Source organism: Skermanella stibiiresistens SB22 (assembly GCF_000576635.1).
Lineage (GTDB): Bacteria > Pseudomonadota > Alphaproteobacteria > Azospirillales > Azospirillaceae > Skermanella > Skermanella stibiiresistens.
Genome location: NZ_AVFL01000013.1, coordinates 1 through 12,955 on the forward strand (window position 1 = coordinate 1; position 12,955 = coordinate 12,955).

Below are 12,955 nucleotides of genomic sequence, written 5' to 3' on the forward strand. Positions count from 1 at the left end.
GGCCCCGGCCCCGGCGCCCCAGCAAGCGGTCGCCGCGCCGGCGCCGCCTCCCGCTCCGGCACCCGCCCCACCGCCGGTGGATAACGGGTTGGAGACGACCAGGATGTTCCTCCAGTTCCTCGAAAACCGCGACAGGCAGTTGCTCGACCTGATGCGGACCATGGTCGTCAAGGAACAGTCGGCCGAACGGGAAGTCCAGAGCCAGTCGCAAGAACAGATCACCGGCCAACTCGATCGTCTCGGCAAGGCGGTGTCCGAACTCACCCAGGTGATCGGCGCCAATCAACCCAGGTTTCCAAGGAGCGTGTCATGACCCCAACCCTCCGCACCATCTCGCGGGCTTCGGCCGTGGCGGCGCTCCTGCTGACCTCGGCTTGCGCGACTACCTCCAGTCCGGTCTCCAGCGCGTCGGGCTCCAGCGACATCGGCCGCTGGGTCCCGATCGAGCCGGCCCGCGCCCATGTCGCCCTGGCCCCGGCCAACACCGCCAACAGCGGCACCGGCACCGACACCCTCTCGGGGCGTGAGCTGCGCACCTCGCAGGGCGAGCTGATCCAGACCCTGACGCTGTCCAACAACACCGCGATACCCGGCGACAACGAGCTGGTGGCGTCGTTCGACTACGGCCCGTCCAGCATCTTCGCGACCGACATCCACGCTCCCAAGGTCGGCCGCTACGCCATGGCGCCCTCCGCCCTGAGCGGCCTGATCGGCGAGATGCTGCCGCGCGCCAATGTCCAGGGCGAGCCGCAGATCCGCAAGAACCGCTACGGCCTCTACGGCTATGTCGCCGCCGAGTATCCCGGCCAAGCCAAATGCGTGCTGGCCTGGCAGGTGCTCGACGGCGACGCGATCGCCCAAGGGTTCGGAGATGGTGGCGCCCCGCGCCGCGCCGGAATTCAGATGCGGGTCTGCGACGCCCGGGCCCAGCCGGCCGAGCTGATCGCGTCGTTCGACTCCCTCCGCCTCGACTTGTAAGCCGGGAATTTCGAGATGCACCAGCTCATCGCCGCCGCCAAATCCACCGAGAAGCCCCGCCCGGCCGGGTCTCCTCCGGTTTACCGCGCCCCCGCGCCGCACAAGCGCACGCCGCTCCTCCTGTCCCTGATGTGGGTCGCGCAGACCGCGGCGCTGATCTGGTTCGCGGCCCAGGACGTCGGTCTCGAAGGCCAGTACCTGCTGGGCGCCGCGGCGCTCGTCGGCCTCGCCATCCTGCATCTGGTCAAGCCCACCGGCGTGCTCCGGGTCATGCTGATCATGCTGGTCGGATTCATGTCGATCCGCTACTTCACCTGGCGGACGCTCTACACCATCCCGCCGGTCGACAGCTCGGGCTTCATCGCGGGATTGCTGCTGTACCTGGCCGAGCTCCAGGGCATGGTCGTCTACGTGCTGGGCATGTTCGTCAACATCCGGCCGCTGAACCGGGCCGAGGCGCCGCTGCCCGAGGACCCCGAGCTGCTGCCGACCGTCGACATCCTGGTTCCCAGCTACAACGAGGAAGCCGACCTGCTGCGCGTCACCCTGATGGCCGCGACCCAGATCGACTATCCCGCCCACAAGATGGCGATCCACCTGCTGGATGACGGCGGCACGCTGCAGAAGCGCCGCGACGCCGATCCCCGCAAGGCGGCCGAGGCGCTGGAGCGTCACGAGGTCCTGCAGGCGCTATGCGCCGAACTGGGCGTCAACTACCTGACCCGCGAGCGCAACAACTCGGCCAAGGCCGGCAACATCAACGCGGCGCTGGCCCATACCGACGGCGACCTGATCCTGATCCTGGACGCCGACCACGTGCCGACCCAGGACATCCTGCGCCGCACCGTCGGCCACTTCCTGAAGGACCAGGACCTGTTCCTGGTGCAGACTCCCCACTTCTTCATCAACCCCGACCCGATCGAGCACAACCTGGGGACCTTCGGCAGCGCTCCCAGCGAGAACGAGATGTTCTACGGCGTGATCCAGAAGGGCCTGGACAGCTGGAACGCCTCGTTCTTCTGCGGTTCCGCCGCCGTCCTGCGCCGGACCCACCTGATGTCGGTCGGCGGCATCGCCGGCACCAGCATCACCGAGGACGCCGAGACGGCGCTCGACCTGCACGCCAAGGGCTTCAAGAGCATCTACGTCGACCGCCCGATGGTCGCCGGATTGTCGCCCGAGACCTTCTCGTCCTTCATCGTGCAGCGGACCCGCTGGGCGCAGGGCATGTTCCAGATCCTGCTGCTGAAGAACCCCGCGTTCAAGCGCGGCCTGACCGTCGCCCAGCGCCTGTGCTACCTGAGCAGCTCGACCTTCTGGCTGTTCCCCTTCGCCCGCCTGACCTTCCTGGTGGCGCCGCTGTTCTACCTGATCTTCGGCCTGAAGGTGTTCGAGGCGAGCCTGGAGGAGTTCTACGCCTTCGCGGTCTTCCACGTCGTCTGCTCGCTGATGATGAGCAACTTCCTGTTCGGCAAGCATCGCCGGCCCTTCGTCTCCGACCTCTACGAACTGCTCCAGGCGGTCTTCACCTTCGGCGCGCTGCTCTCGGTGCTGGTCAACCCCCGCAAGCCGACCTTCAAGGTGACGCCCAAGGCCGAGACGGTCGACCAGGACTTCGTCTCCCAGCTGGTCAAGCCGTTCGCCGTCATCCTGGCGATCTTGCTCGGCTCCACCGCCGTCGGCGTCTACCGCTGGATCGAGTTCCCGCTGGAGCGCGAGCACTTGGCGATCGTCATGGCGTGGCACTTCGTCAACATCGTCCTGGCGACCGGCGCCTTCGGCGTCATGTTCGAAAAGGCCCGGCATCAGGTGGCCGGCGCCATCCCACGGTCCAAGCCGCTGAACTTCGTCACCCCCGAGGGCGCCGTCCGGGCCACCCTGATCGAGACGACGATCGAGAAGGGCCGCATCCTGGTCGAGGGCGTCGCCGCCAACTCCCTGGCCTTCGCCTCCGGCAAGGCGGCGATCCAGCTGATCGTTCCGGGCCGCGAGGACCTCAGCAGCATCCCGGTGGTGGTCGAGGGCACCAAGACCGCCGGCCATGGCATGATCCTGGACGTCAAGTACATGCCCCGCGACATCGAGGACGACGGTGACCTGGTCCGCCTCTGCTACGGCGACAGCTCGGTCTGGGTCGCCTTCCAGGAAGGCCGCCAGAAGCGGGTACCGATCCTGATGAGCCTGCTCGGCCTGTTCGTCCGCGGCCTCAAGCGCTGCCTGTCGATGACCTTGTTCGGCCGCTCCTCCGCCAAGAAACGCGCCGCCCTGGGCGCCCCCCTGAACCAGCCGATCGGCCGCTGAGCGATCAGCCCTGAGCAAGGAATGTCGACCATGGTGAACAGACTGAACGCCGCCAAGGTGGCGCTGCTGATCGGCCTCGGCGCCGCCCTCAACCCCGGTCTGGCGACCGCCGCCGATACGGTCACCGGTGAGGCCGCCGCCGGTGGGGCCGCCAAGGAACTGCGGGTCATCCCGCTGCGCTCGGTGGACAACCAGGGCGGCCAGCTCGAACTGCGCGGCCAGGCGGGGCAGCTCCAGTTCCGCGTACCGGTCGAGGCCGGCGCCAAGGTGCGGGACGCCCGGCTGCGGCTGGTCTACCAGACGACCGACGCCGTCGTGGCCGAGCGCTCCAAGATGTGGGTCTACCTGAACCAGCAGGGCATCGCCCAGCTTCCCCTGACCGGCGGTGACGACGCGCTCCGCGCCGACATCGTGCTGCCGCCGGAACTGCTGACCACCGGGCAGAACACCCTGTCGCTGTGGGCCCAGCAGGAGAACAGCCGGGGTTGCGACGCCGGCAGCTCCGCCGCCCTGTGGACCCGGCTGGACCCGGCCAATTCCTACATCGCGCTGGAGACCACCGGCCCCGACCGCGACCGCAACCTCGCCGACCTGTCCGACGCCGCCTCGTTCCTGGGCGCCGGCGCCGACCGGATCGAGCTGCTGACCCCCGCCAAGCGGAGCGACGCGACCCTGAAGGCCGGGGCGCTGGTAGCCCAAGGCTTCTCGCTTCGGCTGCCGGAAAGCGGCCTGGCCGTCCGCCACCGCACCGCCACCGCCGGGTCGCTGAACGGCCGCGACGGCAAGGTGCTGGTCGGCGCCGCCGGCGACATCGCCGATCTGGTCGCCGATCTGGGTGACATCCGCGGCCCCTATATCGGGCTGCGCGCCGCCGTGAACCCGGGTGACGGCCAGCTTCTGGTCATCTCCGGCCGGGACGACGCCGAGGTCATGAAGGCCGCCGCCGCGTTCTCCGATCCGTCGGTGACCCTGCCGGCCACGGCCGACTGGACGATCGACCAGGTCAAGCGCGCGGCGCTCCGCGTCCAGTCGATGCAGGAGCCCGGTCACAGCTATCGCTTCAAGGAGCTGCGGGCGACGACCGGCGGCATCAGCAACGGCACCGAGGCCCGGACCGGCCTGGAACTGAACCTGCCGGCCGACAGCCTGCCGGCCGGTGGCCGCAAGGTCGTGATGGAGCTGGACTACACCTACGCCGCCAACCTGGCGCCCAACTCGGTCGTCAACGTGCTGGTCAACGGCCGCTACGCCTCGATGATCGCGCTCAACGATCCGCGTGGCGCCAAGGTCGTCAACCAGCGGGTGCTGCTGCCGATCGACCAGCTTCGGCCGGGCACCAACACGATCGCCTTCGAGCCGATGATCGGCAGCGACGGCTCGTCGGGCTGCGTGGTCCGTCCCGGTTCCGGCAAGAGCGTCGCGATCTCCGGCGATTCGCTGATCACCATCCCCGACATGGCGCGGGTCGCCTCGCTGCCCGACCTCCAGCTGTTCGCGTCCGGCGGCTTCCCCTATGTCGGAACCTCCGATCCGCGGGTCGGCTCGCGCCGCGACTTCGAGGTCGTGCTGACCAGCGGCGACGACGCCACCATCGGCGGCGCGCTCACCCTGCTGTCCAAGCTGGCCCAGACGGCCGGCCATCCGATCGACAACTTCGCCATCGGCGCCAAGGCCCGCTACCAGGGCGACGTGCTGATGATCGGCCCGGCCGACACCTTGGACGGCAAGATCGCGGCCGACCTGCCGGCCGCCGCCCGCGGCGTCCGCGACGCGCTGCGCCCGGCCGGCACGCTGTTCGACCAGTCGCCGCTGTTCCAGTCCAGCCTGGATCCCGCCACCGGGCCGGCCACCCGGCCGGGCGTGGCCACCAACACCGTCCGCGCGCCCAACGCCGCGACCGGCACCGGCGTGATCACCGCCTCGATGGCCGATCTGGCGATGCTGGAGCGGGCGGTCGCCTGGACCTCCGAACTGTCCCGCGACTTCCGCGAGGCGGTGTGGCCCAGCCGCTACGGCCGCGTCGCTGGCAGCTTGTCATCGGTCGATGAGGGTAGCGCCATGATGGCCGCCTTCGAGAACCCGGTCAAAGCGCAGAGCACCGTCACCCTGATCACCGGCGCCACCAGCGAAACGGTCGAGTCGAGCGTCGCCGCCCTGGTCAAGCCGGCCCTTTGGGATCGGCTGTCCGGTGGAACGGTGGCCTGGAACGCCGGCTCGATGGCCATGCAGTCCTGGGCTCCCGAGGACAACTATCGCCTCGGCGATATCCCGGACGACTGGCATCAGCGTATGCTGTTCGTCAACGCGCTTTTCGCGCGCAATCCTGTAGCTTGGGCCTTCCTGGCGCTCGTTGGTCTGCTCGTCCTCACCGGGCTGACCCAGCTCGCGCTGAACAAGCGGCAGGGTTCCTGAGACATGCGGGCGATCTTCACCATCGTGGCGCTGGTGGCGTTGCTGGGGGCGGGCGTGCTCGCCACGGCCTGCACCAGCACCAAGGCCGACGCCACCCTCTACCAGTCCGAGTGGCAGGCCTTCGCGACCCGCTTCATCCTGCCCGAAGGCCGCGTGGCCGATACCGGCAACAAGGGGATCAGCCACAGCGAAGGCCAGGGCTATGGCATGATCATGGCCACCGCCTATGACGACAAGGCGACGTTCGACCGGTTGTGGACGTGGACCAAGGCAAATCTCCAGGTGCGCGGCGACCATCTGTTCTCCTGGAAGTGGGAACCGGGTCCCGAGGCGGGGCAGGGCAAGGCGACCGACCCGAACAGCGCCTCCGATGGTGACATCCTGATCGCCTGGGGCCTGCTGCGCGCCGCCGACCGGTGGAACGACGACACGTATCGCCAAGCCTCCCTCGCCATCCTCGACGACATCCGCGCCCAGATGTTCGTGGACACGGCGCTGGGCAAGACCCTGCTCCCCGGCCCCATGGGGTTCGTCCGGCAGGCCAAGGATGCTCCCGGAACGGTCGCCTCGGTGGTGATCAACCCGTCCTACTGGGTCTTCCCGGCGCTGAACGACTTCGCCCGGCGCCACGACGAGGCTTTGTGGCGGGCGGTGATCGAGAGCGGCCGCGCCGCGATCACCCGCTCCCGGATCGGCCCGATGGGCCTGCCGCCCGATTGGGCCGAGGTGGCCGGACCGGACGTCAAGCTGGCGGCGGGGTTCGAGACGGTGTTCGGCTTCAACGCGATCCGGGTGCCGCTCTACACGATCTGGGGCGGGTTGGCCGACGCCGACGCGCTCAACGCCCCGGTCCGCTCCTGGTGGAGCGGCCACGATGGCGCCCCCTTCATTCCGGCGACCGTCGATCTCGCGACCAACGCCAAGGCGCCCTACGGGCTGTCCAACGGTGGCCGGGCGGTCAGCGTCCTGACCCGCTTCGGCGCCCAGGCCCAGCCGATGATGCCGAGCCTTGGCGACACCGACGACTATTACTCCGCGACCCTGATTCTGCTCACCAAAATCGCTTTTTCCGAAAGGTTCCAGTGATGCGCTCCCCCGCCATCTTGTCCGCCTCCGCACTGGCCGCCTCCACCTTGGCCGCCGTATTGCTCGCCAGCGTCTCGACCGCCTCGCTCGCCCAGCAGGACAACCAGTACCGGGCCATGCGCCAGGGCGTCACCGTCGACCTGACGGTGGAGCGGGCGGCACCGTCGGCCGACCCGATGACCGGCGAGCAGGTCGATATCTCGACGCTGCGGGCCTACGCCTCGCGTTTCGACTATCAGCGGGTCGACGACGAGATCCGCCGCCTGAAGGCGCAGCATCCGGGCTGGACGCCGCCGACCGACCTGTTCGCCCCCAAGGCCGCCGCCGTGGACGAGCGCGGGCTGTGGGCGAGCTGGGAGCGCGGCGACGTCGCGGCGGTCGACCGCGAGACGGCCATCCTGCGCAGCCTCAATCCGGGCTGGTCGCCGCCGGCCAAGCTGGTCGAGCTGATGGAGGCCCGGCGCACCCGCGAGACTATCGCCAGCGCCATCGGTGGCGGTGATTGGGACGGCATCATGACGCTAGCCAAGGGCAAGCCCGACCTGTTCACCTGCGAGCACATCGAGAACCTGTGGGGTCTCGCCGAGGCCCAGTTCAATACGGGCGACAAGGCGGCGGCCTACCAGACCTATGGCGGCGCGCTGGAGACCTGCCCGACAGCCGACCTCCGCCTGTCGACCTTGCAGAAGGCCCTGGCCAACCGCGACACCCCGGCGCTGAAGGCGCTGATCGAGCGGGAACAGGGGCTGCCCAAGACCGCGGCCGAGCAGAACCGCTTCGCCGGCATCGTCAAGGATTTTGGCGGCGACGGCGACGGCGGCAAGGGTGACGGCAAGTCCGATGGCAAGCGTCAGGTCGCGAGCGCCCCGGACAAGATGGGCGAGGCGCTGGGCCGCTTGGTCAAGGGCCGTTCCGACGCCGCCGAGGTGGCCTGGATCGAACGGACCGCCCGCGACAAGCGCGAGACCCGCGCCGCCGAGGCCTTGGGCTGGTACCACTTCAACGCCAGGAACTGGGCCGACGCCGGCACCTGGTTCCAAACCTCGATGGATTGGAAGCCGACGGCCAAGGCCGCCGAGGGGCTGGTCTACACCTATCAGAAGCTTGGCCGGGAAGAGGACGCCCGGGCGCTCGCCGCCACCTGGGCCGGCAAGGTGCCGAAGCTGAAACAGGTGCTGGCGACCGGCGGTGGATCGAGCCGCGCCGCCAGCGCCTTCAAGGAAGGTGATTTCGCCACGGTCCTCAGCCTGACCGAGCCCGGCCACGGTGCCGAGGCCGCCACCGGGCAGAGCCTGCGCGGCTGGACCCTGATGAAGCTGAACCGCCACGCCGAGGCTGCCCGGGCCTTCGAGGCCGCCTTGAAGCAGGCGGCCGGCGACCCGGCCAAGGCGTCCGACGCGGCGCAGGGGTTGGCGCTGGCGAAGAACGCCCAGGGATTGTCGCGCGAAGCGCGGGCCGTGATCGAGGCCACCGCGGTGGCGCCGGAGAAATCGGCCAAGGTGGAGGCCGGCATCCTGAGCCAGGACGCTCTGGCCGCCTTCAATCGGGGAGCCTTCGGCGAGACCCTGCGCCTGATCGCCCAGGTCAGGAAGCTCACCCCGGAAGACCAGTCGCTGGCCATGGTCGAGGCCTGGAGCCTCTACAAGAGCAACCGTTTCGCCGAATCGGAAACCGCGTTCCGCCGCTTGGCCGAGGTCTATGGCAATTCGGAGGCCCGCGAGGGGTTGCGGCTGTCGACCGCGCAGCTCAACCGCCGCTGGGATTGATTGGGAGGGTGGTGGTTCTGGAAGGCCGATCAGGTCGGATAGGCGTATTCGACTTGATCGGCATCGACCGCGTGGACCAGGCCGGTGGAGTCCTCGACCAGGGCCCAGCCCTCGAAGATCTCGATCAGGGCGACGGGGGTGAGGGTATTGGGAACCCACACCAATTTGCGCTCTACTTCGGCGTCACGGGCCGCCTCGAGCCGGGATACGGTATTGTTCATTAGGGTAGCTTGCATTCCGAATGTGCCCAAAAGGCGGCTGCGTTCCGCTTTATAACAAATTCATTCGGGCAATGTTCAGTCGTTCGGGTATAACCTTGCCGCCGGCTTGTTTTTATCACATATTACTTATGGTGTATGACTGGGGGAGTTGGCGGAGGCGGATGGGAATCGAACCCACCGTTCGTTTTGGACGAACCACTGGTTTTGAAGACCAGGGGAGCCACCAGACTCCTGTCGCCTCCGGATGCCGATCGGAAAAAACGCCGCCAGGCCCTAGCGCTGGGTCTGGAGTGCTTGACGCTTCGCTTCCTCGTAGCGGGGCCAGCGCGCATAGGCGAAGGCCCAGATCGCCAGCACGTTGAGGCCGGGGATCACCAGCAGCAGGACCCAGAGCGGCTTGATGCCGAGGCGGGCCAGCAGGAACGAGCCGGCGGCCAGCGTCCAGGTCAGCATGATGCCGATGATGATCAGCGACACGTTGGGATCGACGTCGCGGAAGAACGTGACCGTCTCGCTCAGATTGCCCATGCCGGAAGTCTCCTTAAACCGTGCGCGGCTTCTTGCGCGGCTGGGGCGCCGGCTTGGGCGGCAGGGTCGGCCATTTCGAATGGAACAGCACCAGCAGCACCAGCAATTGGCCCAGCAGCGGAATCGCGACCGACACGAAGATCAGCAGCGACCAGACCGGGTTGAGGCCAGCCCGCTTGAAGATCCGCCACAGCGGCCACAGCACGGCCAAGCTGGAGGCCAGATTGATCCAGAACGGGTCGAGGAAGTACTGCACGGTTGCCAATTTCCAGCGGTGGTCTCGTCCAAGCCTGATCTAGAGCAAATCGGCCTGAAGGGAAAGGCTGGCCTCCTTCTCCGCCACCGCCAGCGCCACGGCGGCGCGCGCCGCGGCCTCCTCGGTCAGCCGGTCCACCGCCCGCTGCTTGACGCTGTCCGACTTCAGCTGGCCGCAGGCCGCCATGATGTCCTCGCCGCGCGGGGTGCGGACGGGACTGGCGTAGCCGGCGTTGTTGACGTGATCGCCGAACGCGCGGATCGCGGCGTCGGTCGAGCGCTCGAACGGGGCGCCCGGCCACGGGTTGAACGGGATCAGGTTGATCTTGGCCGGGATGCCGTCGAGCAGGCGGACCAATTCGCGGGCATCGGCCAGACTGTCGTTGACCCCCTTCAGCATGACGTATTCGAAGGTGATGCGGCGGGCGTTGTTGACGCCGGGATAGTTGCGGCAGGCGTCCAGCAGTTCGGCGATCGGATACTTGCGGTTCAACGGCACGATGCGGTCGCGCAGCTCGTCGGTGACGGCGTGCAGGCTGACCGCGAGGTTGACGTTCAGCTCCTCGCCGCAGCGGCGCATCATCGGCACCACGCCCGAGGTCGACAGCGTGATCCTGCGCTTGGAGATGCCGATCCCCTCGCCATCCATCATGATCCGCAACGCCTTGGCGACATTGTCGTAGTTATAGAGCGGCTCGCCCATGCCCATCATGACGATGTTGGTCAGCATGCGGCCCTCCTTGGGGGCCGGCCACTCACCCAGCTGGTCGCGGGCGTGCATCACCTGGCCGATGATCTCGGAGGTTTCCAGGTTGCGGACGAGGCGCTGGGTGCCGGTGTGGCAGAAGCGGCAGGTCAGGGTGCAGCCGACCTGGGACGAGACGCACAGCGTGCCGCGGTCCTCCTCCGGGATGTGGACCGTTTCGAACTGCTGGCCGTCGGCCATGCGCAGCAGCCACTTGGCGGTGCCGTCCGACGATTTGAGGTCGCGGCTGACCTCCGGCCGGTCGATCTTGAAATGCTCCGCCAATTGCTCGCGCACCGGCTTCGCCAGCGTCGTCATCACGTCGAAGGTCGTGGCGCCGCGGTGATAGAGCCAGTGCCAGATCTGCCGGGCGCGGAACGCGGGCAAACCCAGCGACGCCAGTTCGGCGGCCAACTCGACGCGGTCGAGCCCGATCAGATTACGGCGTCCGTCAGCCGTGGCGGCGGACGACGCGAACATGCTTGCATGACTTGAAACACCCATGGCGCGCTAGATGGGCCTTCGCGCCATCGGTGTCAAATGCCGTTTGGGCAACGGCGCCCGGCGTCAAGCTCACCGCTCGACCTCAGCGCTTGACGTTGCAGGCCTTGTTGATCGCTTCATAGGCGGCCGAGGTGCCGGACAGGCTGTAGGTGTCGGTCGTCGCGGTGCCCCGGTTCGACGTGCCCTTGATGACCATGGCCGAGCCGCCGCGGATCGCCTCGACCAGCGACTTGTCGGTCTTCTCGTCGCGCGCCCAGGCGGTGTCGCCGTCGGTGAACAGCTTGAAGTTCTGGTTGCCGACCGAGACCTGCGCCTCGCTCTTTTCCTTGTAGGTGTAGCCGGTCGTCACGCTCACCACGTCCAGGCTCTTCTCCGCCGGGCGGTGGGTGATCAGCACATAGATGTCGCCGCGCTGCTTGTAATTGCCCTCGTCCTTCTTGGGCCTGCTCGACATGTAGCAGACCTTCTGGCCGTTCTCGTCATACGAGAACGCGTTCCAGTCGTTGAACGAGCCGATCAGCTGCGGCTCCGCCGCATGGGCGACCGTGCCACAGGCGAGCGTCGCGACGGCGAGGCAGAAGGCTGGGAGAACGGAGGCGAGCGGGAGAAGCTTGGATCGGAGGATCATTGTGCAGGTGCGAAGTGGTATCGGCATGGCGCCACACTATACAGGTTGAGGGAGGATTTCCAGCGCCCGTAGCGCCCAAATTAACCGTGTGGGCAATCTTCTGCCCCGCGTATGGAAAAATATTCGTTAATGCGGTGATCCATCGCCGGAACGTCGGCGTAAAAGCCGGTGCCGGCCACACGCGCGCTTGTCCTGGACGGTGTCTTCGCCTTCAATGGTGTCATGTCGGATGTGCCGCCCCTGACCGCCTTGGAAGTCACCGTCGATGGTGTCGCCCGCGCGACCCCCGCCACCCCCGAGTCGTCGCTCGACGATCTGGTGGTCGCGGTCGCCCGGAATAGGGACCGGGCGGCGTTCGCGGCGTTGTTCGAGCGGGTGGCGCCGCGGCTGAAGGGCTATCTGATGCGGCTGGGGGCTGGCGCGTCCCACGCCGACGAGTTGACACAGGAGGTCATGTTGCTGGTCTGGCGCCGCGCGGACGCATTCGACCCCGGGCAGGCGCGGGCGGCCACCTGGATCTTCACCATCGCCCGCAACAAACGGATCGACGGCATCCGGCGCGCCCGCCGCCCCGAGATCGACCCCCACGACCCGGCCCTGGTACCAGACCGGCCCTTGAGCGCCGACATGGCGATCGAGTCGGTCGAGGACGCGGCGCGGCTGCGGACCGCCCTCCGGGACCTGCCGCCGGAGCAGGCCGACCTGCTGAGGCTGGTCTATTTCGAGGATCAGCCGCACTCGGTCATCGCCAAGACGCTGGGACTGCCATTGGGCACCGTCAAGTCGCGGCTTCGGCTGGCGATGGACCGGCTGCGCCGCGCCATGGGAGAGACCCGGTGACGCTGGACCCCAAATCACCGGCACACCATCCCGCCCATCATCCGGATGAGGCGCTTCTGCTCGATTACGCGGCGGGTTCGCTGGACGAGCCGACCAGTCTGGTGATCGCCACCCATCTGGCACTGTGCCCCGACTGCCGCCGCGTCGTGGCGGGACACGAGGCGGTGGGCGGCGTGCTGCTTGAGGAGACGGCTCCGGTGGAACCCGCGGCGGGAGCTCTGGCGGCGCTGATGACCCTACTGGACGAGCCCGCGGCACCCCCGCCGGTCGACGCTTCGCCGATCCCATCAGCCCCGATCCTGCCGCGGCCTCTCCGCGACTATGTCGGCGGCGATCTCGGCGCGGTCCCTTGGAGGAAGCTGATCAGCGGCATCGATGTCCACGATATCGTTGTCGGTTCCGCCCCAAACCGGTTCAAGACGCGGTTGATGCGGATCAAGGGCGGCGTCGCCGTCCCCCGCCACACCCACGAGGGCTTCGAACTGGTCATGGTGGTGGAGGGCGGCTTCAGCGACGGCGGCCGGCATTACGACCGGGGCGACGTGACCTGTAGCGACGGCGAGGTCGACCATAGCCCCGTGGCCGACGCGGACGGTGGCTGCGTCTGCCTCGCGGTGACCGACGCGCCGCTGCGCCTGACCGGGCCGCTGATGCGGCTGCTGAACCCCTTCGTCAAGTTCTGACGTGAGAG

Annotated in this window: 12 protein-coding genes, 1 tRNA gene and 1 pseudogene; 8 read left to right on the forward strand and 6 right to left on the reverse strand. The window is 68.0% G+C overall.

What is annotated here, in order from left to right; all coding sequences use genetic code 11:
* From N825_RS40380 to N825_RS17840, 6 genes and pseudogenes are all read left to right on the forward strand, one after another.
* Nucleotides 1-313 (forward strand): annotated as a pseudogene (locus N825_RS40380) (hypothetical protein); the annotation flags it as partial.
* Nucleotides 310-978 (forward strand): cellulose biosynthesis protein BcsN, encoded by a 669-nt coding sequence (bcsN, locus tag N825_RS17820; protein WP_037454893.1) that lies wholly within the window; start codon nucleotides 310-312, stop codon nucleotides 976-978. The pseudogene N825_RS40380 and the gene bcsN, both read left to right, overlap by 4 nt.
* A 15-nt stretch (nucleotides 979-993) precedes the next feature.
* On the forward strand, nucleotides 994-3,279 hold the full coding sequence (gene bcsA / locus N825_RS17825; RefSeq protein ID WP_051512524.1) for a UDP-forming cellulose synthase catalytic subunit: 2,286 nt from the start codon (nucleotides 994-996) through the stop codon (nucleotides 3,277-3,279).
* A 30-nt stretch (nucleotides 3,280-3,309) separates the two neighbouring features.
* On the forward strand, nucleotides 3,310-5,691 hold the full coding sequence (locus tag N825_RS17830; protein WP_198038383.1) for a cellulose biosynthesis cyclic di-GMP-binding regulatory protein BcsB: 2,382 nt from the start codon (nucleotides 3,310-3,312) through the stop codon (nucleotides 5,689-5,691).
* A gap of 3 nt (nucleotides 5,692-5,694) precedes the next feature.
* Entirely contained in the window at nucleotides 5,695-6,777 is a 1,083-nt protein-coding gene (locus tag N825_RS17835; RefSeq protein ID WP_037454899.1) for a family 8 glycosyl hydrolase, read from the forward strand.
* Nucleotides 6,777-8,543: a hypothetical protein gene (locus N825_RS17840; RefSeq protein ID WP_037454903.1), complete on the forward strand. Its 1,767-nt coding sequence runs from the start codon at nucleotides 6,777-6,779 to the stop codon at nucleotides 8,541-8,543. Before N825_RS17835 ends, N825_RS17840 begins: the two co-directional genes overlap by 1 nt.
* 29 nt (nucleotides 8,544-8,572) lie before the next feature.
* Here N825_RS17840 and N825_RS17845 read toward each other — a convergent pair whose 3' ends face one another.
* From N825_RS17845 to N825_RS17870, 6 genes are all read right to left on the reverse strand, one after another.
* Nucleotides 8,573-8,764 (reverse strand): hypothetical protein, encoded by a 192-nt coding sequence (locus N825_RS17845; protein WP_037454908.1) that lies wholly within the window; start codon nucleotides 8,762-8,764, stop codon nucleotides 8,573-8,575.
* A 149-nt stretch (nucleotides 8,765-8,913) separates the two neighbouring features.
* Nucleotides 8,914-9,006: transfer RNA gene (locus N825_RS17850), tRNA-Sec, on the reverse strand.
* Nucleotides 9,007-9,037: 31 nt separating this feature from the next.
* Nucleotides 9,038-9,292, reverse strand: coding sequence for a hypothetical protein (locus N825_RS17855; protein ID WP_037454911.1), 255 nt, complete (start codon nucleotides 9,290-9,292; stop codon nucleotides 9,038-9,040).
* Between the two features lie 13 nt (nucleotides 9,293-9,305).
* Nucleotides 9,306-9,548, reverse strand: a complete 243-nt coding sequence (locus tag N825_RS17860; RefSeq protein ID WP_037454914.1) for a hypothetical protein — start codon at nucleotides 9,546-9,548, stop codon at nucleotides 9,306-9,308.
* Between the two features lie 39 nt (nucleotides 9,549-9,587).
* Nucleotides 9,588-10,796: a dual-specificity RNA methyltransferase RlmN gene (gene rlmN / locus N825_RS17865; protein ID WP_037454917.1), complete on the reverse strand. Its 1,209-nt coding sequence runs from the start codon at nucleotides 10,794-10,796 to the stop codon at nucleotides 9,588-9,590.
* 82 nt (nucleotides 10,797-10,878) lie between these two features.
* Nucleotides 10,879-11,424 carry an invasion associated locus B family protein gene (locus tag N825_RS17870; protein ID WP_037454921.1) on the reverse strand — a complete coding sequence of 182 codons (546 nt, stop codon included), beginning with the start codon at nucleotides 11,422-11,424 and terminating at the stop codon, nucleotides 10,879-10,881.
* A gap of 168 nt (nucleotides 11,425-11,592) precedes the next feature.
* Here N825_RS17870 and N825_RS17875 point away from each other — a divergent pair, with 168 nt between their 5' ends.
* Together N825_RS17875 and N825_RS17880 are read left to right on the forward strand one after the other, a co-directional pair.
* Nucleotides 11,593-12,264, forward strand: a complete 672-nt coding sequence (locus N825_RS17875; RefSeq protein WP_245613155.1) for a sigma-70 family RNA polymerase sigma factor — start codon at nucleotides 11,593-11,595, stop codon at nucleotides 12,262-12,264.
* Complete coding sequence (locus N825_RS17880) at nucleotides 12,261-12,947, forward strand: ChrR family anti-sigma-E factor (protein WP_051512525.1); 687 nt, start codon at nucleotides 12,261-12,263, stop codon at nucleotides 12,945-12,947. The genes N825_RS17875 and N825_RS17880 overlap by 4 nt, the downstream gene beginning before the upstream one ends.
* Nucleotides 12,948-12,955: the final 8 nt, after the last annotated feature.